Below are 24,136 nucleotides of genomic sequence, written 5' to 3'. Positions count from 1 at the left end.
TGCGTTTGATGCGGTTTAAAGAGTAGTTTTGTGATTTTTTCGGTTTTCGAAGTGCGGTGTTCAATGCCGCTTCATAGCCGAAACCGACCGAAGGGTTCAAGGCGGAACCCTTCGGCATCCCGCGCCTTTTTTCCAACCTCATTATTCAGTCCAGTGGAGGCCATGTTTCAGAGGCTTCCGTTATAGCGCAAATGCCAGCCCTCCGGGCTTCCCGCTTGCGGGTTCAAGCCAACGATAAATCCATTGTCTCTCACCACTCCACCGGTGGCATTTTGAGTGCGCTTGGCGGCTTTAAAACCAGCAACAGCAGCAACACAAACAAAAAAGCAGAGGCAATTTAGCTTTTGAAGTAAAAGGTGAGTGGCGCACTCAAAATTTCACTGACGAGTGGTGGAGAGACGGCGAGGGATTTATTGAGCTGGCTTGAACCCGAGGAAGGGATGGCGAAGCCATGAAATTTGCGCCTGTCGCGGAAGCTGCTGAAACATGGCCTCCACTGGACTGGGTATAAATGTTTGAAAGGGCTGGGGATCCCGAAGGGGAAAGCCCATTTTCCCCTTCGGTCGGTTCGGTCGATGGCGTGACATCGAACACAGTATTCAAAGAACCGAAATCTACACATTTCTAGGTTTTAGAAAACCGCCTCAAGCACGGTTTGCTTGAAGACCTTCTGGCTCAAAGAAATCACCCCAAGGTTTGATCTAGCCTTGCTCCTTCCTGGTGAAAACCAGTTCATTCCCTTGCGAACGCGCAACATCAAACTGATAACCTTCCAGGTTAAAGTCTTGTAATTGCTCAGCCTTGTTAAGACGTTCTTTAATGATAAAACGGCTCATCAAGCCCCGCGCTTTCTTGGCGTAGAAACTGATCACTTTATATTTGCCATTTTTCTCATCAAGGAATACTGGCTTGATGATTTCAGCCTGCAGCTTGGCAGGTTTGACTGCTTTGAAGTATTCGTCGGAGGCGAGATTTACTAAGACTTTGTCGCCTTGCTCTGCCAGCAGTGTGTTCAGTTTTTCAGTCAGCAGATCGCCCCAGAAACTGTACAGATTAGCGCCTTGTGGATTGGCTAAGCGGATGCCCATCTCTAAACGATAAGGACGCATCAAATCCAGTGGTCGCAATAGGCCATATAAACCGGACAACATGCGCAAATGTTGCTGGGCGAAGTCGAAATCCTGCTCGCTGAAATCTTCGGCCTGCAATCCGGTGTAGACATCACCTTTAAAAGCCAGAATAGCCTGGCGCGCATTGTCTGGCGTGAAATCAGCTTTCCAATCGTTAAAACGTTCGGCATTGAGTAAGGCCAGTTTATCGCTGATACTCATCAGGCTGGATATCTCTGCGGGGGTCAGCTTTTTCGCGATATCAATTAACTGGCTCGATTTATCCAGCAACTCTGGCTGGGTATAACGTTGCGTAGCCAGCTTGCTTTCATAATCGAGCGTTTTAGCGGGAGAAATAATTGTCAGCATAGTTGGGTCCGATTAGTCAAAAAGAGGGGCACTATAAAACGAGATAAATAATAGGCTCACTGTAGCAAAAAATTGTTGTTTATTGGGTAGAGAAGCCAAATCACAGTAATAGGCAAATCGATTTTTCGGGCCGATATGTCAGGTCAAAATTGATACTTCTATGACAAAGAAAAAGCTTATAGGCTGTTTTCCCTCGTTATTTTAGGGAAATATCATGCTGTGTTGACAGGGGGTTTTGATAGTTTTTATAGGGTAATCGCTGTGATTTTTACATGAAAAGTGCGAAAAATCTTTGTCAGACCATCGAGCCTCACAACTGCCTTGCGCATGGCTTGGCGCATGTTATCATCAGTTAAAGGCAAGGCATGAAAATGCCTCAACGATAATGTACAAACGATGAGATATGCCAACATGACCGATAAACTTACTTCCCTACGTCAACTGACTAAAGTAGTTGCAGATACCGGGGATATCGCGGCAATGAAGCTGTATCAGCCGCAAGATGCTACCACCAACCCTTCTTTGATCCTCAACGCCGCGCAAATTCCTGAATATCGTAAGTTGATTGATGACGCTATCGCTTGGGCTCGTGAGCAAAGCAGCGACCGCGATCAGCAGATCATCGATACTGCTGACAAATTGGCGGTAAATATCGGTCTGGAAATCCTTAAACTGGTTCCTGGCCGTATCTCGACTGAAGTTGATGCTCGCCTGTCTTACGACACCGAAGCCAGCATCGCTAAAGCTCATCGTTTGATCAAACTGTATAACGATGCAGGCATCAGCAACGATCGTATCCTGATTAAACTGGCTTCAACCTGGCAGGGTATCCGTGCTGCTGAGAAGCTGGAAAAAGAAGGCATCAACTGTAACCTGACTCTGCTGTTCTCCTTCGCTCAGGCTCGCGCTTGTGCTGAAGCTGGCGTTTACCTGATTTCTCCATTCGTTGGCCGTATTCTTGACTGGTACAAAGCTAACACTGATAAGAAAGAGTACGCGCCGCACGAAGATCCAGGCGTTGTGTCTGTGACCGAAATCTACGAATACTACAAACAACATGGCTTCCAAACCGTCGTGATGGGTGCGAGCTTCCGTAACGTTGATGAAATCATCGAATTGGCTGGTTGTGACCGTCTGACCATCGGACCTGCTTTGCTCAAAGAGCTGGCAGAAAGCGAAGGTACTTTGGAGCGTAAACTGTCTTACACTGGCGAAGTGAAAGCACGTCCAGCTGCTCTGACCGAAGCTCAGTTCTACTGGGATCACAACCAGGACCCAATGGCTATCGACAAACTGGCGGATGGTATCCGTAAGTTTGCTATCGACCAGGGTAAACTGGAAAAAATGATTGCTGATTTGCTGTAATCAGTAACGGTAAGAGAAAGGCGACCTAGGTCGCCTTTTTTTATGTCTTAATAGCCTGAAATCATAATGTTGCTCCTTCTTAGAAAGGGTTCTGGATATACTTAGCCTTTACCCGAGCGATTTATTGGGTATATATCCCGCAGGAGAACACATGAATACATTACGTATTGGTTTAGTTTCGGTATCCGACCGAGCATCAAACGGCATTTATCAGGATAAAGGGATCCCCGCTCTTGAAGCCTGGTTAGAAAGTGCATTGATTACCCCGTTCGAGCTGGAAACCCGATTGGTTCCTGATGAACAGACGTTGATTGAACAGGTGATTTGCGAGTTAGTGGATGAGTTTGGTTGCCATTTGGTGTTAACCACCGGGGGCACAGGACCTGCGCGCCGAGACGTTACGCCTGATGCCACATTGGCTGTTGCCGACCGTGTTATGCCAGGTTTCGGCGAACAAATGCGCCAAATTAGCCTTCATTTTGTCCCAACGGCAATTTTGTCTCGTCAGGTTGGCGTGATCCGCAAACAGGCTCTGATTCTCAATCTACCAGGACAGCCAAAATCTATTCAGGAAACGCTGGAAGGTCTCAAGGATGCCGAGGGAAAAATAATCGTTAGCGGGATCTTTGCAAGCGTACCCTATTGTGTACAGCTACTCGATGGTCCTTATATCGAAACACATGCCAATGTTGTAGCGTCTTTCAGACCGAAGAGTGCTTTGCGCGATATAAAAAACTGAAGTTAACTTTTATGCAACATAAGATCTGTTGGATCTGGAGTGTAAAATGACAGTCATTATAGTAATAAATAGTTTACGTAATGTTCCGATCATTTTTCCTCATCCCGTTCTGCCGAGACTCTTATGCAACAACAAAACAACCGTCGGTTAAATCGCCAAGACTATAAAACGCTCATGTTGGCAGGACTGGGGGGCGCCCTGGAATTTTACGATTTCATTATTTTTGTCTTTTTTGCCAGCGTAATGGGCGATTTGTTTTTCCCATCTCATATGCCGGACTGGCTGCGTCAGGTACAAACCTTTGGTATCTTTGCCGCCGGCTATCTGGTGCGTCCATTAGGCGGGATTATCATGGCGCATTTTGGCGATTTGGTCGGACGTAAGCGTATGTTCAGTTTGAGCATATTGCTGATGGCGCTGCCTACATTAGCCATTGGTTTACTGCCAACTTACTCTTCGATTGGTATTACCGCACCGTTGTTACTGCTACTCATGCGTATGCTACAAGGTGCCGCTATTGGTGGCGAAGTGCCAGGGGCTTGGGTTTTTGTCGCTGAACATGTTCCAAACAAACGCATTGGATTTGCCTGCGGCACGTTAACCGCGGGCTTGACGGTCGGTATCTTACTGGGTTCTCTGGTGGCAACGTTAGTCCATACTTTCCTTCCTGCCTCGAGCATTGCTAACGGCGGGTGGCGAATTCCTTTCTTCCTCGGCGGTGTTTTTGGCCTGTTTGCTATGTACTTACGCCGTTGGCTGCAAGAGACGCCTATTTTTGTTGAAATGAAAGCCCGCAAAGCGCTGGCACAAGAGATGCCGTTAAAAGCGGTTATCGCTAAACATAAAAAAGAGATTGTGGTCTCGATGTTGATGACATGGCTGTTATCCGCTGGCGTGGTAGTGGTGATCCTGATGACGCCAACCTATCTACAAAAGCAGTTTGCTATTCCTGCCGCATTGGCCTTGCAGGCCAATAGTTTGGCGACTATTGCTTTAGCGTTTGGCTGTATTTTCGCAGGTTGGATTGTTGATCGCATTGGGGCCAGCAAAACCTTTATCTTCGGCAGCGTATTGCTCGGTGTCTGCAGTTGGGCGTTTTATCATTTAGTCGCCAAAGATAGCAGTCTGTTACTGGTGATGTATCCGCTGGTCGGATTCAGCGTTGCGGTGGTTGGCGCGGTACCTTATGTATTGGTGCGGGCGTTTCCAGCCGCTCTACGATTTACCGGTATCTCCTTCTCTTACAATGTCTCCTATGCCGTCTTTGGCGGTCTGACGCCTATTTTTGTGACGTTGATGATGAGCGTCACGCCAATGGCTCCTGCTTATTATGTATTAGCGTTATCCGCCATTGGTTTGGTTTTGGGCATCTATTTGCGAAATGACGCGATGAATAATAGTGCTTCTATTGAGCCTCGTATGGCTGAATCTGTTTCTACCGGCAGTTAATTCACCGCTGTATAAAACTCGACGAGCAAGATATTTGCCATTTTTGATAAAAATGTGGATTTTTTTTGTGGCTACCCCTTGATGCTGGGTGAGGTGGCCCCATCTTATTCTCAACCGCAGTTGCTGGCTGAAGACTTGCAAAATAGTGGACAGTTGAAAATTTAAAAAACGTCCGCATATACAGTAGCAACTTGAACGAATATGAATTTTTAGTGGAGATGTTTTAGATGGGTAAAATTATTGGTATCGACCTGGGTACGACCAACTCTTGTGTAGCGATCATGGATGGCACCACAGCTCGTGTGCTTGAAAACGCCGAAGGGGATCGTACCACACCTTCAATCATTGCTTATGCTCAGGACGGGGAAACTCTGGTTGGCCAACCTGCTAAACGTCAGGCTGTGACAAACCCACAGAATACTCTGTTCGCTATTAAGCGTCTGATTGGTCGCCGTTTCCAAGATGAAGAAGTGCAGCGCGATAAAGGCATCATGCCTTACCAGATCGTTGGCGCTGACAACGGTGATGCGTGGATCGACGTAAAAGGTCAAAAAATTGCACCTCCGCAGATCTCTGCTGAAGTGTTGAAGAAAATGAAGAAAACTGCAGAAGATTACCTGGGTGAACCAGTAACTGAAGCGGTTATCACCGTACCTGCATACTTCAACGATGCACAGCGTCAGGCAACTAAAGATGCTGGCCGTATCGCAGGTCTGGAAGTAAAACGTATTATCAACGAACCAACTGCTGCTGCGCTGGCTTACGGCTTGGATCGCGAAGTGGGTAACCGTACTATCGCGGTTTACGATTTAGGCGGCGGTACTTTCGATATCTCTATTATTGAAATCGACGAAGTTGACGGCGAAAAAACCTTCGAAGTTCTGGCAACCAACGGTGATACCCACCTGGGTGGTGAAGACTTCGACAGCCGTATGATCAACTACCTGGTTGAAGAATTTAAGAAAGAACAAGGCATGGATCTGCGTAACGATCCTCTGGCGATGCAACGTCTGAAAGAAGCCGCTGAGAAGGCAAAAATTGAACTGTCTTCTGCGCAACAGACCGATGTAAACCTGCCTTATATCACTGCTGATGCTAGCGGCCCGAAACACATGAACATCAAAGTGACTCGCGCCAAACTGGAATCACTGGTTGAAGATTTGGTTAACCGTTCTATCGAGCCACTGAAAGTTGCTCTGAAAGATGCTGGCCTGTCTGTATCCGAAATCCAGGACGTTATCCTGGTTGGTGGTCAGACTCGTATGCCAATGGTTCAGAAGAAAGTTGCTGAGTTCTTCGGTAAAGAACCACGTAAAGACGTGAACCCAGATGAAGCAGTTGCAATTGGTGCAGCGGTTCAAGGTGGCGTTCTGTCGGGTGATGTTAAAGACGTTCTGCTGTTGGACGTTACGCCTCTGTCCCTGGGTATCGAAACCATGGGCGGCGTGATGACTGCGCTGATCACTAAAAACACCACTATCCCAACTAAACACAGCCAAGTGTTCTCGACTGCTGAAGATAACCAGTCAGCCGTGACCATCCACGTTGTGCAGGGTGAGCGTAAACGTTCTAGCGAAAACAAATCTCTGGGTCAGTTCAACCTGGACGGTATTCAGGCAGCACCACGCGGTATGGCGCAGATCGAAGTGACCTTCGACCTGGATGCCGATGGTATTTTGCATGTGTCTGCTAAAGACAAAAATACCGGCCGTGAGCAGAAGATCACCATCAAGGCTTCTTCTGGTCTGAGCGAAGAAGAAATCCAGAAAATGGTGAACGACGCAGAAGCTAACGCTGAATCTGACCGTAAGTTCGAAGAACTGGTTCAGACTCGCAACCAAGCGGACCACCTGATCCACGGTACTCGTAAGCAACTGGAAGAAGGCGGCGACAAACTGCCTGCTGAAGACAAAGCGGCTATCGAAGAGGCTCTGAAAGCGCTGGAAGTTGCGGCTAAAGGCGAAGACAAAGCTGACATCGAAGCTAAAATCCAGGCGCTGGTACAAGTTTCCGGTAAGCTGGCAGAACAAGCTCAGCAAGCGGGTCAGGCTGAAGGTGCCGATCACAGCGCGCAGAAAGATGACGACGTTGTTGATGCTGAATTCGAAGAAGTTAAAGACAAAAAATAATCGCCCTTAGCGGGCACAATAATAGTTCCTATTATTGATAACCAGCACGGGCGTCGAGGAAACTCTACGCCCGTGCACGCATGTTGAGGGTTGTAAAAACATGGCGAAGCAGGATTATTACGAGATTTTGGGCGTTTCCAAAACAGCGGAAGAGCGTGAAATCAAAAAGGCTTATAAGCGCCTGGCAATGAAATATCACCCGGACCGTAACCAGGGTGATAAAGAAGCCGAAAGCAAATTTAAAGAAATCAAAGAAGCCTACGAAATTCTTACCGACGGACAAAAACGTGCGGCCTATGACCAATACGGTCATGCAGCCTTCGAACAAGGTGGCATGGGCGGTGGTGGTTATGGCGGCGGCGGCGGTGCTGACTTCAGCGACATCTTTGGTGACGTCTTTGGTGATATCTTCGGTGGTGGCCGCCGTCAACGCGCCAGCCGTGGTTCTGACCTGCGTTACAACATGGACCTGACTCTCGAAGAGGCCGTTCGTGGCGTAACCAAAGAAATTCGTATTCCTGCGCTTGAAGAGTGTGACCTGTGCCACGGCAGCGGAGCGAAAGCTGGCAGCAAGCCGGTGACTTGTCCAACCTGTCACGGTGCAGGACAAGTGCAGATGCGCCAAGGCTTCTTCACCGTACAGCAAGCCTGTCCGACCTGTCACGGTCGCGGCAACATCATCAAAGATCCTTGCTCGAAATGTCATGGTCACGGTCGCGTAGAACGTACCAAAACTCTGTCGGTTAAAATCCCGGCTGGTGTGGATACCGGCGACCGTATTCGTCTGGAAGGCGAAGGTGAAGCTGGCGAGCACGGTGCACCAGCGGGCGATTTGTACGTTCAGGTACAGGTTAAAGCGCACAAGATTTTCGAGCGTGAAGGCAACAATCTGTATTGTGAAGTGCCTATCAACTTCGCGATGGCAGCATTGGGTGGCGAGATTGAAGTGCCAACCCTCGATGGCCGCGTTAAGCTGAAGATCCCGGCAGAAACGCAAACCGGCAAGCTGTTCCGTATGCGCGCGCGCGGCGTTAAATCCGTTCGTGGCGGTGCACAGGGAGATTTGCTGTGTCGCGTTGTCGTTGAGACGCCTGTGTCTCTGAATGAGAAACAGAAACAGCTGTTACGCGATCTGGAAGAGAGCTTTGGCGGTGCATCTGGCGAAAAAAACAGCCCGCGTTCTAAAAGCTTTTTAGACGGTGTGAAGAAATTCTTTGACGATTTAACCCGATAATTCATTGAGTTAATATCGTGTTTAAAAATCCCCGGCCTAAAAGTGCTGGGGATTTTTTTGATGGTAAATACCGGGTAAACGCGCAAATAACCCCTTCTTGGTAAGTTATAATCCTCAGTGCAATAATTCATCCGTAATAAGGTTCATTAAAAAACAACCTGTTTTAAAAATTGTCTGTTTTTCATGACGTACAGGCCGTGTACGTGTCAATTTAAAAAGGAGTGGTTAGCGTGACTAATTTAATTCGCCAATTTGTACGCCTAGAAGCCTCCGGCGGAATTGTGCTGATCGTCGCAGCGCTTATCGCCCTCGTGATGGCTAATACATCGTTAAGTGGTATTTATCTGGGTTTTCTTGATTTACCGCTATCCGCAGGTGTTGCTCCCTTTGGTGTTGAGCAGCCGATGCTGCTATTTATCAACGATGCGTTGATGGCGATCTTTTTCCTGATGATTGGGCTGGAAGTGAAGCGCGAATTGGTAGAGGGCGCGCTGGCAAAACGGGAACAGGCGATGTTCCCAGCTATTGCCGCACTAGGCGGGATGATCGCACCTGCACTAATTTTCCTGCTGTTTAACGGCAGTGACGAGGTGGCTCGTCAAGGCTGGGCAATTCCAGCTGCGACGGATATTGCTTTTGCTTTGGGTGTAATGGCGTTGTTGGGCTCACGTGTACCAACCGGGCTTAAAGTATTCTTGTTGGCGCTGGCAATAATCGATGATTTAGGCGCGATTGTGATTATTGCCTTGTTCTATAGCCACAATATTTCTTATATGGCATTAGGCGGGGCGGCGTTATGCATTGCGTTGCTGGCATTGATGAACTGGCGCGGAGTGGGTAAGCCTTTGCCTTATCTGGTGATCGGTGCCGTCCTCTGGGTATTTGTCTTGAAATCAGGGATCCACGCTACGCTGGCTGGGGTGATTCTTGGCTTCTTAATCCCGCTGCAAACAAAAAATAAACAGACGCCAGCGCGCACGGTGGAGCATAGCGTTCATCCTTGGGTTGCTTGGCTTATCCTGCCGCTGTTTGCTTTTGCCAATGCGGGCGTATCGTTGCAAGGTGTCTCGGCAGAAAGTTTGGCATCTCTGCTACCGATGGGGATTGCCGCAGGCTTACTGTTGGGTAAACCGATTGGCATTATGCTCTCTTGTCTACTGGCGACCAAGCTGGGTATTGCGCGGCTACCAGAGGGGATCAGCTTTAAACATATTGCTGCGGTGTCGGTGCTGTGCGGTATTGGCTTTACGATGTCGATATTTATCGCATCCCTGGCCTTTGCTGGTGCACATGAATCGATGCTGACCTACTCGAAGATTGGCATCTTGCTGGGCTCGACACTCTCGGCATTGTTAGGATATTTACTGCTTAGCCTGGCTTTACCTGCTAAGGCAGCCAAAAAAGCAGTGGTCTAAATTAACGTTGGGCGTTATTGCTACCAGCAAAGAGACAGGTTGGTAGCAATAAGCCAAATTTCAGGCATAAAAAAACCGGCAAAGCCGGTTTTTTTATCAAGCTTTTCAGCGTAATACGATTATTGCATTGCGTTGATTTGCGCAGTCAAGTTTGACTTATGACGCGCAGCTTTGTTTTTGTGGATCAGGCCTTTGCAAGACTGACGGTCCACGATTGGTTGCATTTCGTTGAATGCATTTTGTGCAGCGTCTTTGTCACCAGCTGCAATAGCCGCGTATACCTTCTTGATAAAGGTACGCATCATAGAACGACGGCTTGCGTTGTGCTTGCGGCGTTTTTCTGACTGTACGGCGCGTTTCTTAGCTGATTTGATGTTAGCCAAGGTACAACTCCCAAATATATTTTCTATTGAGGACAATTCGAAGGTCGAGGAATATGCCTTTTCGGGCTTCGCTTGTCAATGGATTTGTGCAAATAAGCGCCGTTTATCAGTCTGAACTTCAATTAGCGCTTGTTACGTTGTGATGGGGCAGGATTTTAACAGCTTCCGGTCTCGGAATACAGCCCAACGCAATAAAATTCGCTCGTGAAGAGAGAATTTTGCAGACAACGGCTGTTAAGGGCTTGTTTATGGCGGATGTCGTAAATTTAGAATGCTCAATAAAGAAATGTCGTCACTAAATCTGTTGTTAGTGCTAAATTTTTGTGCAATCCATAAGAGAATACCGTTTATATCCGTCATACTTGACGTTGCTTCTGTGTTGGTTGTGGTTGCTTACCCGAATCACTTACCCGCGTAAGCTCATCGGGATACTCTCCCTTGCCGCCTTGAGGCAACGCCAATTATTTTGGCTATAGCAACTAATCGCTGGTTAACCTTGGAGGCTGTACAAGGTATAATCCGTCGATTTCCACCGTATAAAGCCAGCTATGGATTTGAGCCAGTTATGGAGCTAATTCGCGAGATACACAATATCAAAGCGCGCCATCATGGGTGCGTATTGACTATTGGTAATTTTGACGGCGTTCACCGTGGCCATCAGGCATTGATCGAACAGTTAAAACTGGAAGGTCAACGTTTGGGGTTGCCTGTCATGGTGATGATATTTGAGCCTCAGCCGCTGGAGCTTTTCTCCGCCGACAAGGCACCTGCTCGTTTAACCAGCTTGCGTGATAAGGCCAAGTACCTGGCCGAATGCGGAATTGATTATCTGTTATGTGTACGATTTGACCCGCGCTTTGCGGCTAATATTGCTCAGGCATTTGTCTCTGAACTGTTGGTCGATAAGCTGGGCGTAAAATTCCTGACCGTTGGTGACGATTTCCGCTTTGGCGCCGGGCGTCTTGGGGATTTTGCTCTGCTGCAAAAAGCCGGTCAGGAATATGGGTTTGAAGTGATCAGCACCCAAACGTTCCGTGAAGGCGATAATCGTATTAGCAGTACTGCCATTCGCGATGCGTTACGTGATGATGATTTAGCGCAGGCTGAAAAACTGTTGGGCCACCCGTTCAGTATTTCTGGGCGTGTAGTGCACGGTGATAAACTTGGGCGTACCATCGGTTTCCCTACCGCTAACTTGCCGTTAAAGCGTGTAGTCAGCCCGGTGAAAGGCGTTTATGCCGTTGAAGTATTGGGACTTGGCCCTAAACCGATCCCAGGTGTTGCCAATATTGGTACGCGTCCTACAGTATCGGGCGTGCGTAAACAGGTTGAAGTTCACCTGCTCGATACCAAGATGGATTTATATGGGCGTCACATCGAAGTGGTGCTCCGCGCGAAATTGCGTAACGAACAACGTTTTGCTTCGCTCGATGCGTTAAAACAGCAAATCGCTAATGATGAGTTGGCTGCCCGAGAATTTTTTGGATTGCAGGCATCGCATTAACATGTACTGACAGGGGGATTAAGCATTACTGAATCCTCTTTGCATTTAGCCGAAAACGGAACTGAGAATCTAATGAGTGACTATAAGAACACCCTGAACTTGCCGGAAACAGGGTTCCCGATGCGTGGTGATTTGGCCAAGCGTGAACCTGCTATGTTGGATAATTGGTACAAGCAGGATCTGTACGGGATTATTCGTGCCGCCAAAAAGGGCAAAAAAACCTTTATTTTGCACGATGGCCCTCCGTACGCGAACGGCAGCATTCATATTGGTCACTCAGTTAACAAGATTCTTAAAGATATTATTGTGAAGTCTAAAGGCTTCGCAGGCTATGACTCACCTTATGTTCCAGGCTGGGACTGCCACGGTCTGCCTATCGAACTGAAAGTAGAACAGCTGATCGGCAAACCAGGTGAGAAAGTGACTGCGGCTGAATTCCGTGAAGCCTGCCGTAAATATGCAGCAGAACAGATCGAAGGCCAAAAAAGCGATTTCATTCGTCTTGGTGTGTTAGGTGATTGGGATCGCCCTTACCTGACAATGGATTTTGGCACTGAAGCCAACATTATCCGTGCCTTAGGAAAAATCATCGGTAATGGTCATCTGCACAAAGGCGCTAAGCCTGTGCACTGGTGTACCGATTGTGGCTCGTCTCTGGCAGAAGCTGAAGTTGAATATTACGACAAGGTTTCACCATCAATTGACGTGGCTTTCCATGCGGTTGATGCGGCGGCCGTTGCTGCTAAGTTTGGCGTACCTACGGTCAATGGTCCGGTTTCACTTGTTATCTGGACTACCACCCCGTGGACATTACCGGCTAACCGTGCCATCTCACTGAATGCAGAATTTAGCTACCAATTAGTACAGGTTGGCGATCAATATCTGATCCTTGCGACTGATTTGGTCGATAGCGTAATGAAGCGCATTGGTGTCACAGAATGGACCGTGCTGGGTGAAGCGAAAGGCGCAGATCTCGAACTGATGCGTTTCCAGCATCCGTTCCTCGATTTTGATGTGCCGGCAATCCTTGGCGATCACGTTACCTTAGATGCAGGTACCGGTGCGGTGCATACTGCGCCTGGTCACGGTCCAGATGACTTCGTTATCGGTAAGAAATACGATTTAGAAGTGGCAAACCCGGTAGGACCGAACGGTTGCTACCTGCCTGGTACTTATCCAACGTTGGATGGCAAATTTGTCTTCAAGGCCAATGATCTGATTGTTGAATTGCTGCGCGATAAAGGCGCATTGCTGCATGTTGAAAAGCTTAATCACAGCTACCCGTGCTGCTGGCGTCACAAAACCCCGATCATCTTCCGCGCGACGCCACAATGGTTCGTCAGCATGGATCAGAAAGGGTTGCGTGCAAAATCTTTAGAAGAGATCAAAGGCGTGCAGTGGATCCCTGACTGGGGCCAGGCGCGTATCGAAAACATGGTGGCGACGCGTCCAGACTGGTGTATCTCGCGTCAGCGTACCTGGGGTGTGCCAATGTCGTTGTTCGTCCATAAAGAGACGGAGCAACTGCACCCACGCACGCTAGAACTGATGGAAGAAGTGGCCAAGCGTGTAGAAGTTGATGGTATTCAGGCTTGGTGGGATCTCAACCCGGCTGACATCTTGGGGGCGGATGCTGACGATTATGTCAAAGTCCCAGATACTCTGGATGTGTGGTTTGACTCTGGATCGACCCACTCTTCAGTGGTTGACGTGCGCCCTGAGTTTGGCGGCCACAGTGCAGATATGTATCTGGAAGGCTCTGACCAACATCGCGGTTGGTTCATGTCTTCATTGATGATTTCCACCGCCATGAAAGGCAAAGCGCCTTATAAGCAAGTGCTGACCCACGGTTTCACCGTTGATGGCCAGGGCCGTAAGATGTCGAAATCTATCGGCAACACCGTGAGTCCTCAAACTGTGATGAACACGCTGGGCGGCGATATTCTGCGCCTGTGGGTTGCTTCTACCGATTACACCGGCGAGATTGCGGTATCGGACGAAATCCTTAAGCGTGCCGCGGACTCTTATCGCCGTATTCGTAACACCGCGCGTTTCCTGCTGGCGAACCTTAACGGTTTTGATCCGGCACAGCACATGGTGAAACCAGAAGACATGGTGGTGCTAGACCGTTGGGCTGTTGGCCGTGCCAAAGCTGCACAGGAAGAGATCATTGCCGCTTATGAGCGCTATGATTTCCACGGTGTGGTGCAACGTTTGATGCAGTTCTGCTCTGTGGAAATGGGTTCTTTCTATCTGGATATCATCAAAGACCGTCAGTACACCGCGAAGAGCGATGGCTTGGCGCGTCGTAGCTGCCAGACTGCGCTGTACTATATCTCAGAAGCATTGGTCCGCTGGATGGCGCCGATCATGTCCTTCACCGCAGACGAAATCTGGGGCTTCCTGCCGGGCAGCCGTGAGAAATTTGTCTTCACCGAAGAGTGGTTTGACGGCCTGTTTGGCTTAGATGCTAGTGAAACCATGAACGATGAGTTCTGGGCTGAGCTGCTGAAAGTCCGTGGCGAAGTTAATAAGGTGCTTGAGCAGGCACGTGCTGATAAGCGTTTAGGCGGTTCTCTTGAAGCGGCAGTAACGCTTTATGCTGACGATGCATTGGCAAACGATCTGCGTAGTTTGGGTAACGAACTTCGCTTCGTACTGCTGACTTCTGGCGCTCGCGTTGCGCCATTGAGCGACGCTGGTGCCGATGCGCAGGCTAGCGAATTGCTGAAAGGCCTGAAAATTGGCGTAGAGAAAGCAGAAGGCGACAAATGCCCACGTTGCTGGCATTACACCACCGATGTTGGACACAACGCCGAACACAGCGAAATCTGTGGTCGCTGTGTGACCAATATTGCAGGCGATGGCGAAGAGCGTAAGTTTGCATAATGGCTAAACCTATTTGTTCGACTGGACTCCGCTGGCTGTGGCTGGCGGTAGTGGTTCTGGCCTTAGATCTCGGCAGTAAGCTGTGGGTCATGGACCACTTTATGCTGGGGGAGTCTCTCCCCCTTATTCCTTTTTTCAATCTGACTTATGCGCATAACCCTGGTGCCGCCTTTAGCTTCCTGGCTGACAAAGGGGGATGGCAGCGTTGGTTCTTTGCTGCTATTGCTTTGGCAATTTGCGTAGTGCTTCTGGTATTGATGTATCGCGCCAGCGCCAAGCAGCGTCTTAACAATATTGCCTTTGCGATGATTATCGGCGGTGCGTTAGGTAATTTATTCGATCGCATGGTGCATGGCTTTGTCATCGACTTTATTGATTTTTATGTCAACGACTGGCACTACCCGATTTTCAATCTGGCAGATAGTTTTATCTGCGTGGGTGCAGTGTTAGTTGTGTTGGAAGGCTTTATCTCTTCCCCAGACAAAGCAGCAAAAAGTAAAGGATAAGCAAGATGGCCGAACAGGTGAAAAACGACAGCGCAGTATTGGTACATTTCACGCTGAAGCTCGAAGATGGGTCGACTGCAGAGTCGACTCGTGCCAACGGTAAACCTGCGTTATTTTGTCTGGGGGATGGAAGCCTGTCAGACGCGTTGGAAAATCAGTTGCTCGGGCTGAAAGTAGGCGATAAAAAAGCGTTCACGCTCTCGCCTGAGTCGGCTTTCGGGACGAAAATGCCGGATCTGGTGCAATACTTTTCTCGCCGTGATTTTATGGAAACCGGTGTGCCAGACGTTGGAACCATCATGATGTTTACCGCCAGAGACGGCAGTGAAATGCCCGGAGTGGTGCGCGATGTGACTGAAGATTCGATTACCGTTGACTTCAACCACCCGCTTGCCGGACAGCATATTGATTTTGACATCGACGTGCTGGAAATCGATCCTCAACGGGAGGCAACCGATGCAAATATTGCTGGCTAACCCACGTGGTTTCTGTGCGGGCGTTGATCGTGCGATCAGCATTGTTGAACGCGCGCTTGAGCTTTATGACGCCCCTATTTATGTGCGTCATGAAGTCGTGCACAACCGCTATGTGGTCGACAGTTTGCGTAAACGCGGCGCGGTATTTATCGAGCAAATTAGCGAAGTGCCTGACGGCTCGATCCTGATTTTTTCTGCTCATGGTGTGTCGCAAGCGGTTCGTGCCGAAGCAAAATGTCGTGATTTAACGGTGTTTGATGCCACGTGCCCATTAGTGACTAAAGTCCATATGGAAGTCGCTCGCGCCAGCCGTAAAGGTACCGAAGCTATTCTGATTGGCCATGCCGGTCACCCGGAAGTCGAAGGCACAATGGGCCAGTACAACAACCCGAAAGGGGGAATGTACTTGGTTGAGTCGCCCGCTGATGTGTTTAAGCTGGAAGTAAAAGACGAAGCAAATCTGTGTTTTATGACGCAAACCACGCTATCTGTGGATGACACGTCTGAAGTCATTGATGCACTGCGTCAGCGTTTCCCTAAAATCATCGGGCCGCGTAAAGACGATATCTGTTATGCCACCACCAACCGCCAAGAAGCGGTGCGTAATCTTGCCGATGGCGCTGATGTAGTGTTGGTTGTTGGCTCGAAAAACTCTTCTAACTCCAACCGCCTGGCTGAACTGGCGCAACGGGTAGGTAAGGCGTCATACCTTATCGACTCCGCGGCAGATATTCAGGAAGATTGGTTGAAAGATGCCAAGAATATTGGCGTTACTGCCGGGGCTTCTGCACCAGATGTACTGGTTCAAGATGTCATTGCTCGCCTGAAAGCTCTTGGTGGAGCAGAGGTGATTAACCTGGAAGGGCGTGAAGAGAATATCGTGTTTGAAGTGCCGAAAGAGTTGCGGGTCGATGTGAAGCAAATCGATTAATGATTGTCGCGCAAAGCACGATGAAGAGTGAAAAAGCCGGTCAGAAGACCGGCTTTTTTTATCACAGAAAACAGTGATATTAGAAGTTGTAGTACAGACGAACCAGGTTGATATCACCGATGTTATCGGTAGAGTTAGTGAACACGTGTTCGAAGTCAACACGGAAGCCATAATCGAGTTTCACGGCAACGCCTACACCATTGTCATTACGCTGGTAATTACGCCCGCTGACATATTTCAGGCGATCGCCCATGAAGTAAGGCTGAATGCTTTTCACTGCATACTGTTCAACAGGTACGGTATAACCAAGGTAATATTCTACGCCGTAAGCATTGCCAGCAAAGAAGTCCTGATCATTATTCACTTTGGTCATCAGGAAGTTATGATACCAGCCCCCGCCTAAAGACAGCGTCCAGTTGTCTGGTGTCCAAGATATGGCTGAGCCCAGAATATGCTGGTCATAATCTTTGTTATCACTGGTTTTGCGGTTTTTCACTTCTGCGCTGGTGTAGTTATACGCCGCGCCTAAGGTCAAATCATTGGTAATGTGATAGTCGGCGCCGATAGAGCCGCCACCTTTGCGTTTATAGACCAGATCGTGCCCGGTATGCAGATCATTATCTGGCAGCAAGTAAGATGCATACACATCAACCTGATCAAAGGTATTTTTGTATTTGATCATCTTGCGCGAACGATAAGAACCATCGTAATCACCGTTTACACCGTTACCCGGTGCCTGAGCTAACATATCGTCATCCCAGATATCAGTTTTCACCCCGACAACATCGTAATAGACGCTGTTTTGCTGGCCGAAGGTCAACTGACCGTAAGTCTTGCTTTTGAAACCGGTGTATAGCTGGCGGCGGGTCGTATCGTGGGCGCCATCAGCATAGTGAGGTGACCAGTTAAACAGAGCTGGGATATTGACGCCTAGCTCGTAATAGTTAACCCAGTGAATATCATCAAACAGATAGTAATCAGCAGTGAAACGGAAGCGGGTACCGCCATCATAGCCGTTATTTTTATAAGAACCTTTATCCGAACTGCCCATGGTATTCATGAACTGAGGACGAATACTACCGCCGACTTTAAAGTCCAGGCGGCTCAGCAAGTCATATGGCTGAGGATCTTGTTTGATCAGGGTGATTTCAGCATTTGCTGCGAAAGAAGCGCAACCCAGTAACAGGCTGGCCGTTGTGGCGCGAGTCAGTGTGTTAAGTCTGAATTTCATAGAAAATCCCCTGTGCCAATTATATTTTTTGGCATCCAGTTTTTTATTATTTCCCTGCTGGCAATCAGAGATGGAAGGAATGCCAGTGCAACCGAACCTCGATGACGAGCAGGAACAGTTGCAGATGTATTCAGGTGAAAATGATGTAGCGGCTTCACCAACATTAAGCGTTCATAAGAAACCGATTGATTGCTTAACTGGCTAATTATAAGCCAGCAATTTTTGTCGTGTCATTTTATTTCTATTTATGACCAGACGCTCTCATTCTTAATATTAGCTTGCTATTTATTAGCATAATTATTTTTTTAATCAACCCAAGTCATAAATTATTCATAAAACTTGGTTGAAAAGCACTCAATCAAGGCGTTCAAAAAAACGACGATACGCTGGTTGTTTGAGTTATTCACCTGAGTGAATGATTATGCAGAGAAAAACAATGGGTTGATGATGTGATCTTCTGTTGATAGCAACTGAACGAGGATAGATTTTATTGATACCAGCGCCGCTATATCATAATTTTCTAATTATGCGGCAATATCACTGGCTTGGATAAACCCAGGTCGTTTAACCTGATTCTGTTTACGACAGACCTTATTAATAAAGAGAGAAATTATGAGTAACGCTGATCTCCGTATCGCGATCGTCGGTTCGAGTGGCCGCATGGGCCGGCAGCTGATTCAGGCCGTCGTTGAAGGCGAGGGCATAGTGTTAGGTGCCGCGGTACAACGTTCTGGCTCATCTCTGGTGGGAACGGATGCCGGTGAGTTGGCGGGTGTTGGTAAGCTGAATGTACGCGTAGCTGACAGTCTTGAGGCTGTTGTCGATGATTTTGATATCCTGATTGATTTCACCCGCCCTGAAGGCACGCTCGACTATTTGGCGTTTTGCCGTCAACACGGTAAAGGCATCGTTATTGGTACCACGGGCTTTGATGACGCAGGTAAAGCCGCGATTAAGCAAGCCGCTGAGAGCATTCCTGTCGTATTTGCCGCTAATTTCAGTGTTGGGGTCAATTTAGTCCTCAAACTGTTAGAAAAAGCGGCTCAAATCATGGGTGATTACACAGATATTGAAATTGTTGAGGCTCACCATCGCCATAAAGTTGATGCTCCTTCCGGTACTGCATTGGCAATGGGAGAAGCTATCGCTGGGGCATTAGGTCGCGACCTTAAAGATTGCGCAGTCTATGCCCGAGAAGGCTATACCGGTGAACGCGACCCTAAAAGTATTGGTTTCGCTACCGTACGAGCTGGTGACATCGTTGGTGAGCATACGGCGATGTTTGCAGATATTGGTGAGCGTGTTGAGATTACGCACAAGGCTTCTAGCCGTATGACCTTCGCTAAAGGAGCAGTTAAAGCGGCAAAATGGTTGGAGCTACATAAAAGTGGTCTTTATGATATGCGTGATGTGCTTGGATTAGATGATTTATAGTTTTTATTAATTTTTGTGGTGTGCTCATTTTGTCATAATGTTTTGATAAATTGGGGGTAATTTTAACTCCCAATTTTTTTATTGTAAAAATAGACGATAATATTATTATTTTTTCTATAACCGCTATTTTGTTGTATTTTATCTGTTTTTCATTGTGTTATTGTATGTAAAGTAACCGCCTCATTTCGTAATATCCTTTTTACCCCCTATTCACCCGAGTATTTCAGGTAAATCTCTTCGCAAACGTTTACCACCCCCTACTTATTCTATGTTTTCATGCTGATTACTAGTAGATTGAGTTGAGTTGAGCGAAAGTCAGTAAAATATTGGTGCTTTTGATAGACAAACCGATCGCTCATCATTAGAATGCGCGCAATTTGCCAAAAATCAGCTCTGCGGGCGATTTTTGCATTGATTTAGATCTTCTTATCTGAATTAATATGCAAATATTGTGATTGATTATTCCTGGAGGATGCTTTGATAAAGTCAGCGTTATTGGTTCTGGAAGACGGAACCCAATTCCACGGTCGTGCCATTGGGGCAGAAGGGTCGGCAGTGGGGGAAGTGGTCTTTAATACGTCAATGACCGGTTATCAAGAAATCCTCACTGATCCTTCCTACTCTCGCCAAATTGTTACTCTTACTTATCCCCATATCGGTAATGTCGGCACTAACGCCGCTGATGAAGAATCCTCTGCAGTACACGCCCAAGGCCTGGTTATTCGCGATCTTCCTCTGATTGCCAGCAACTACCGTAATGAAGAAAACCTCTCTGATTACCTCAAACGCCACAACATTGTTGCTATTGCGGATATTGATACGCGTAAGCTGACTCGTTTGCTGCGCGAAAAAGGGGCTCAGAACGGATGCATCATTACCGGTGATATCGCTGATGCGGCGCTGGCGCTGGAAAAAGCGCAGGCATTCCCAGGCCTGAAAGGGATGGATTTGGCGAAAGAAGTGACGACGGCGGAATCTTACAGCTGGCAGCAAGGGAGCTGGACACTGGAAGGTGACCTGCCGGCGGCAAAAAATGCCGAGGAACTGCCTTTCCATGTTGTCGCTTACGACTATGGCGTGAAACGCAATATCTTGCGTATGTTGGTTGACCGTGGCTGTCGTTTGACCGTCGTACCGGCAAAAACCTCTGCTGCTGATGTTATGAAGCTTAATCCAGACGGTATTTTCCTGTCCAATGGACCAGGAGACCCAGAGCCTTGCGATTACGCAATCGAAGCGATTAAAGCCTTCCTGGAAACTGACATCCCGGTGTTCGGCATCTGCCTGGGACACCAACTGCTGGCGTTAGCAAGCGGTGCAAAAACACTGAAGATGAAATTCGGTCACCACGGTGGCAACCACCCAGTGAAAGATCTCGATGGTAATCGTGTGATGATCACCGCTCAAAACCACGGTTTTGCGGTTGATGAAACGACCCTTCCTGCGAATCTGCGTACTACGCATAAATCACTGTTTGATGGCTCTCTGCAAGGGATCCACCGTACTGACAAACCGGCATTTAGCTTCCAGGGTCACCCTGAAGCCAGCCCGGGTCCACACGATGCTGCGCCGTTGTTCGATCACTTTATCGAGCTAATTAAAACCTACCGCAACATCGACAAGTAAAAGAACAGGAGCGAGTAAAAATGCCAAAACGTACAGACATAAAAAGCATCCTGATTCTGGGCGCTGGCCCGATAGTTATCGGTCAGGCTTGTGAGTTCGACTATTCCGGTGCTCAGGCTTGTAAAGCGCTGCGTGAAGAGGGTTATCGCGTTATTTTGGTTAACTCCAACCCCGCCACAATCATGACCGACCCGGAAATGGCCGATGCAACCTACATCGAGCCAATCCACTGGGAAGTGGTCCGCAAAATTATTGAAAAAGAGCGCCCTGACGCGGTACTGCCAACTATGGGTGGCCAAACGGCACTGAACTGTGCGCTGGAACTTGAGCGTCAAGGTGTGCTGGAAGAGTTCGGCGTCACTATGATTGGTGCGACGGCCGACGCCATCGACAAAGCCGAAGACCGTCGCCGTTTTGACCAAGCGATGAAGAAAATCGGCCTGGGCACCGCGCGTTCTGGTATCGCGCACACCATGGAAGAAGCGCTGGCGGTTGCCGCTGACGTTGGTTTCCCTTGTATTATCCGTCCTTCCTTTACGATGGGTGGCACCGGCGGCGGTATCGCTTACAACCGCGAGGAGTTTGAAGAGATTTGCGAACGCGGTCTGGATTTGTCGCCAACCAAAGAGCTGCTGATTGATGAGTCGCTGATTGGTTGGAAAGAGTATGAAATGGAAGTAGTACGCGATAAGAATGATAACTGCATTATCGTCTGCTCCATTGAAAACTTTGATGCGATGGGCATTCACACTGGTGACTCGATCACCGTGGCACCTGCGCAAACGCTGACTGACAAAGAATACCAAATCATGCGTAACGCCTCGTTGGCGGTACTGCGTGAAATCGGCGTAGAAACCGGTGGTTCTAACGTGCAGTTCTCGGTCAACCCGAAAGATGGTCGCCTAATCGTTATTGAAATGAACCCGCGCGTTTCACGTTCTTCTGCGCTGGCATCAAAAGCGACCGGCTTCCCGATTGCGAAAGTCGCGGCCAAACTGGCGGTAGGTTACACGCTAGACGAGCTGATGAACGATATCACCGGTGGCAAAACCCCTGCGTCGTTCGAGCCGTCTATCGACTACGTTGTGACTAAGATCCCTCGTTTTAACTTTGAGAAATTTGCTGGTGCTAACGACCGTCTGACCACCCAGATGAAATCTGTAGGTGAAGTAATGGCCATTGGCCGTACTTTCCAAGAGTCCATGCAGAAAGCTTTACGTGGTCTGGAAGTTGGCGCGAGCGGTTTTGACCCGAAAGTGAGCCTGGATGACGCAGAAGCACTGACCAAGATCCGTCGTGAGCTGAAAGATGCCGGTTCGGATCGTATCTGGTACGTGGCTGATGCCTTCCGAGCCGGGATGTCGGTTGACGGTATCTTCAACCTGACCAATATTGACCGCTGGTTCTTGGTACAAATCGAAGAGTTGATCAAGCTGGAAGGGCAAGTGGCTGAAGGCGGCGTTAACTCGCTGAACTATGACTTCCTGCGTACCCTTAAGCGTAAAGGCTTTGCTGACTCCCGTCTGGCAACGTTGGTTGGTGTGTCTGAAGGCGAAGTGCGTAAACTGCGCCATAAGCATAACCTGCACCCAGTTTATAAGCGCGTGGATACTTGTGCGGCAGAGTTCTCAACCGATACTGCCTACATGTACTCCACCTATGAAGAAGAGTGCGAATCTAATCCAACCAACGATAAGCCAAAAATTATGGTGTTGGGTGGCGGGCCAAACCGTATCGGTCAAGGGATTGAGTTCGATTACTGCTGCGTTCACGCCTCATTGGCGCTGCGCGAAGATGGCTATGAAACCATCATGGTCAACTGCAACCCAGAAACCGTATCGACCGATTACGATACCTCTGACCGCCTATACTTCGAATCTGTCACGCTAGAAGACGTGTTGGAAATCGTGCGTATCGAACAGCCGAAAGGCGTGATTGTTCAGTACGGCGGGCAAACCCCGCTGAAACTGGCTCGCGAGCTGGAAGCGCAAGGTGTACCAATTATTGGTACTAGCCCTGATGCTATCGACCGTGCTGAAGACCGCGAACGTTTCCAGCAGGCGGTAAATCGCCTGGGCCTGAAACAACCGGCAAACGCCACCGTTGCAACGATTGAACAAGCGGTTGAGAAAGCATCTGGTATCGGCTATCCGCTGGTCGTGCGCCCATCTTATGTCCTGGGCGGACGTGCGATGGAAATCGTATACGACGAAGTTGACCTGCGTCGTTACTTCCAAAACGCGGTTAGCGTTTCCAACGATGCACCAGTATTGCTGGATCGCTTCCTCGATGATGCCGTCGAAGTTGATGTTGATGCCATTTGTGACGGCGAGCGCGTGCTGATTGGCGGCATTATGGAGCACATCGAGCAAGCGGGCGTTCACTCTGGCGACTCAGCCTGTTCTCTGCCGGCTTACACCCTGAGCAAAGAAATTCAGGATGTCATGCGCCAACAGGTTGAGAAACTGGCCTTTGAGCTCTGTGTTCGTGGTTTGATGAACGTACAATTCGCCGTGAAGAACAACGAAGTGTACCTGATTGAAGTCAACCCACGTGCTGCGCGTACCGTTCCGTTTGTTTCTAAAGCAACGGGCATTCCGCTGGCGAAAGTGGCTGCTCGTGTGATGGCAGGCCAGACTCTGGCACAGCAAGGCGTCACCAAAGAAATTATCCCGCCATACTACTCCGTGAAAGAAGTGGTGTTGCCGTTCAACAAATTCCCAGGCGTTGACCCGATTTTAGGGCCAGAAATGCGTTCTACTGGTGAAGTGATGGGCGTGGGACGTACCTTTGCCGAGGCCTTTGCTAAAGCACAACTGGGTAGCCAGTCTGGAATGAAAAAAGCCGGACGTGCGCTGTTATCAGTACGCGAAGGCGATAAAGCACGCGTAGTAGATTTAGCCGCTAAGCTGCTTAAACGTGGCTTCGAGTTAGATGCCACTCACGGTACTGCTGTGATTCTGGGCGAGGCGGGTATTAATCCACGCTTGGTCAACAAGGTGCATGAAGGCCGTCCACATATTCAGGACCGCATCAAAAATGGTGAATACGTTTATATCGTTAACACCACGGCAGGTCGTCAGGCGATTGAAGACTCTAAACTGATTCGCCGCAGTGCGCTGCAATACAAAGTGCATTATGACACCACGCTGAACGGTGGTTTTGCTACCGCGATGGCGCTGTCTTCAGACCCGACAGAGCAAGTTACCTCGGTTCAAGAATTGCACGCCAAAATTAAAGGCTAAGCATTTCCTCTGCTGTATCCAGAAGGCGTAGCGCAAGCTGCGCCTTTCTTTTTTCTTTCGGATTTTTCTGGGAATCTTCACGTGCATGACTAAATTTGAGTA

General features: G+C 48.6%; 18 protein-coding genes. 15 read left to right on the top strand and 3 right to left on the bottom strand.

The genetic code is table 11. The features are described from left to right. Positions 1 to 701 precede the first annotated feature (701 nt). On the bottom strand, positions 702 to 1,478 hold the full coding sequence (gene yaaA, locus ACL9RG_RS10375; protein ID WP_422792524.1) for a peroxide stress protein YaaA: 777 nt from the start codon (positions 1,476 to 1,478) through the stop codon (positions 702 to 704). Between the two features lie 411 nt (positions 1,479 to 1,889). Here yaaA and tal point away from each other — a divergent pair, with 411 nt between their 5' ends. The 6 genes from tal to nhaA all read left to right on the top strand — a co-directional run bounded on the left by tal (position 1,890) and on the right by nhaA (position 9,809). After that, positions 1,890 to 2,843, top strand: coding sequence for a transaldolase (tal, locus tag ACL9RG_RS10370; RefSeq protein ID WP_422792523.1), 954 nt, complete (start codon positions 1,890 to 1,892; stop codon positions 2,841 to 2,843). A 151-nt stretch (positions 2,844 to 2,994) separates the two neighbouring features. Beyond that, positions 2,995 to 3,582, top strand: a complete 588-nt coding sequence (mog, locus tag ACL9RG_RS10365; RefSeq protein WP_422792522.1) for a molybdopterin adenylyltransferase — start codon at positions 2,995 to 2,997, stop codon at positions 3,580 to 3,582. A 123-nt stretch (positions 3,583 to 3,705) separates the two neighbouring features. Further along, positions 3,706 to 5,031: an MFS transporter gene (locus tag ACL9RG_RS10360; RefSeq protein ID WP_422792521.1), complete on the top strand. Its 1,326-nt coding sequence runs from the start codon at positions 3,706 to 3,708 to the stop codon at positions 5,029 to 5,031. Positions 5,032 to 5,258: 227 nt separating this feature from the next. After that, a complete protein-coding gene (dnaK, locus tag ACL9RG_RS10355; RefSeq protein ID WP_422792520.1) occupies positions 5,259 to 7,160 on the top strand; it encodes a molecular chaperone DnaK in 1,902 nt (633 codons plus the stop codon). Positions 7,161 to 7,260: 100 nt separating this feature from the next. Beyond that, on the top strand, positions 7,261 to 8,394 hold the full coding sequence (gene dnaJ / locus ACL9RG_RS10350) for a molecular chaperone DnaJ (protein WP_422792519.1): 1,134 nt from the start codon (positions 7,261 to 7,263) through the stop codon (positions 8,392 to 8,394). Positions 8,395 to 8,624: 230 nt separating this feature from the next. After that, positions 8,625 to 9,809, top strand: a complete 1,185-nt coding sequence (gene nhaA, locus ACL9RG_RS10345; RefSeq protein ID WP_422792518.1) for a Na+/H+ antiporter NhaA — start codon at positions 8,625 to 8,627, stop codon at positions 9,807 to 9,809. Between the two features lie 119 nt (positions 9,810 to 9,928). Here nhaA and rpsT read toward each other — a convergent pair whose 3' ends face one another. After that, entirely contained in the window at positions 9,929 to 10,192 is a 264-nt protein-coding gene (gene rpsT, locus ACL9RG_RS10340) for a 30S ribosomal protein S20 (protein ID WP_422792517.1), read from the bottom strand. A gap of 565 nt (positions 10,193 to 10,757) precedes the next feature. Here rpsT and ribF point away from each other — a divergent pair. The 5 genes from ribF (at position 10,758) to ispH (ending at position 16,498) form a co-directional block, all read left to right on the top strand. Then, positions 10,758 to 11,696: a bifunctional riboflavin kinase/FAD synthetase gene (ribF, locus tag ACL9RG_RS10335; protein WP_422792516.1), complete on the top strand. Its 939-nt coding sequence runs from the start codon at positions 10,758 to 10,760 to the stop codon at positions 11,694 to 11,696. Between the two features lie 72 nt (positions 11,697 to 11,768). Further along, positions 11,769 to 14,585, top strand: coding sequence for an isoleucine--tRNA ligase (ileS, locus tag ACL9RG_RS10330; RefSeq protein WP_422792515.1), 2,817 nt, complete (start codon positions 11,769 to 11,771; stop codon positions 14,583 to 14,585). Then, entirely contained in the window at positions 14,585 to 15,091 is a 507-nt protein-coding gene (lspA, locus tag ACL9RG_RS10325) for a signal peptidase II (RefSeq protein ID WP_422792514.1), read from the top strand. The genes ileS and lspA overlap by 1 nt, the downstream gene beginning before the upstream one ends. Before the next feature lie 5 nt (positions 15,092 to 15,096). Further along, the gene (fkpB, locus tag ACL9RG_RS10320; protein WP_422792513.1) at positions 15,097 to 15,567 is read left to right on the top strand and encodes an FKBP-type peptidyl-prolyl cis-trans isomerase; all 471 of its coding nucleotides are present in this window, start codon (positions 15,097 to 15,099) and stop codon (positions 15,565 to 15,567) included. Next, the gene (ispH, locus tag ACL9RG_RS10315; protein ID WP_422792512.1) at positions 15,548 to 16,498 is read left to right on the top strand and encodes a 4-hydroxy-3-methylbut-2-enyl diphosphate reductase; all 951 of its coding nucleotides are present in this window, start codon (positions 15,548 to 15,550) and stop codon (positions 16,496 to 16,498) included. Before fkpB ends, ispH begins: the two co-directional genes overlap by 20 nt. A 79-nt stretch (positions 16,499 to 16,577) precedes the next feature. On the opposite strand, the gene ACL9RG_RS10310 is transcribed toward ispH, so the two are convergent. After that, positions 16,578 to 17,729 (bottom strand): porin, encoded by a 1,152-nt coding sequence (locus ACL9RG_RS10310; protein WP_422792511.1) that lies wholly within the window; start codon positions 17,727 to 17,729, stop codon positions 16,578 to 16,580. Between the two features lie 79 nt (positions 17,730 to 17,808). On the opposite strand from ACL9RG_RS10310, the gene ACL9RG_RS10305 reads away from it, so the two are divergent. The 4 genes from ACL9RG_RS10305 to carB all read left to right on the top strand — a co-directional run bounded on the left by ACL9RG_RS10305 (position 17,809) and on the right by carB (position 24,034). After that, on the top strand, positions 17,809 to 17,934 hold the full coding sequence (locus ACL9RG_RS10305) for a hypothetical protein (protein WP_422792510.1): 126 nt from the start codon (positions 17,809 to 17,811) through the stop codon (positions 17,932 to 17,934). 407 nt (positions 17,935 to 18,341) lie between these two features. Further along, positions 18,342 to 19,163 (top strand): 4-hydroxy-tetrahydrodipicolinate reductase, encoded by an 822-nt coding sequence (gene dapB, locus ACL9RG_RS10300; RefSeq protein ID WP_422792509.1) that lies wholly within the window; start codon positions 18,342 to 18,344, stop codon positions 19,161 to 19,163. A gap of 477 nt (positions 19,164 to 19,640) precedes the next feature. After that, positions 19,641 to 20,789, top strand: a complete 1,149-nt coding sequence (gene carA, locus ACL9RG_RS10295; RefSeq protein WP_422792508.1) for a glutamine-hydrolyzing carbamoyl-phosphate synthase small subunit — start codon at positions 19,641 to 19,643, stop codon at positions 20,787 to 20,789. Between the two features lie 20 nt (positions 20,790 to 20,809). Then, complete coding sequence (gene carB / locus ACL9RG_RS10290; protein ID WP_422792507.1) at positions 20,810 to 24,034, top strand: carbamoyl-phosphate synthase large subunit; 3,225 nt, start codon at positions 20,810 to 20,812, stop codon at positions 24,032 to 24,034. Positions 24,035 to 24,136: the final 102 nt, after the last annotated feature.

This window comes from Rouxiella sp. Mn2063 (assembly GCF_049319665.1).
Lineage (GTDB): Bacteria > Pseudomonadota > Gammaproteobacteria > Enterobacterales > Enterobacteriaceae > JBMOUD01.
The sequence above is the reverse complement of the archived record's forward strand: the minus strand, read 5'-3'. Positions and strand labels throughout refer to the sequence as shown.

Coding starts and splice junctions, on each gene's coding strand:
- ACL9RG_RS10305 (WP_422792510.1), top strand. CDS start 17,809: ATGCCAGTGCAACCGAACCTCGATGACGAGCAGGAACAGTTGCAGATG.
- ACL9RG_RS10360 (WP_422792521.1), top strand. CDS start 3,706: ATGCAACAACAAAACAACCGTCGGTTAAATCGCCAAGACTATAAAACG.
- lspA (WP_422792514.1), top strand. CDS start 14,585: ATGGCTAAACCTATTTGTTCGACTGGACTCCGCTGGCTGTGGCTGGCG.
- yaaA (WP_422792524.1), bottom strand. CDS start 1,478: ATGCTGACAATTATTTCTCCCGCTAAAACGCTCGATTATGAAAGCAAG.
- carB (WP_422792507.1), top strand. CDS start 20,810: ATGCCAAAACGTACAGACATAAAAAGCATCCTGATTCTGGGCGCTGGC.
- ileS (WP_422792515.1), top strand. CDS start 11,769: ATGAGTGACTATAAGAACACCCTGAACTTGCCGGAAACAGGGTTCCCG.
- mog (WP_422792522.1), top strand. CDS start 2,995: ATGAATACATTACGTATTGGTTTAGTTTCGGTATCCGACCGAGCATCA.
- fkpB (WP_422792513.1), top strand. CDS start 15,097: ATGGCCGAACAGGTGAAAAACGACAGCGCAGTATTGGTACATTTCACG.
- tal (WP_422792523.1), top strand. CDS start 1,890: ATGACCGATAAACTTACTTCCCTACGTCAACTGACTAAAGTAGTTGCA.
- dnaK (WP_422792520.1), top strand. CDS start 5,259: ATGGGTAAAATTATTGGTATCGACCTGGGTACGACCAACTCTTGTGTA.
- dnaJ (WP_422792519.1), top strand. CDS start 7,261: ATGGCGAAGCAGGATTATTACGAGATTTTGGGCGTTTCCAAAACAGCG.
- dapB (WP_422792509.1), top strand. CDS start 18,342: ATGAGTAACGCTGATCTCCGTATCGCGATCGTCGGTTCGAGTGGCCGC.
- ACL9RG_RS10310 (WP_422792511.1), bottom strand. CDS start 17,729: ATGAAATTCAGACTTAACACACTGACTCGCGCCACAACGGCCAGCCTG.
- ribF (WP_422792516.1), top strand. CDS start 10,758: ATGGAGCTAATTCGCGAGATACACAATATCAAAGCGCGCCATCATGGG.
- ispH (WP_422792512.1), top strand. CDS start 15,548: ATGCAAATATTGCTGGCTAACCCACGTGGTTTCTGTGCGGGCGTTGAT.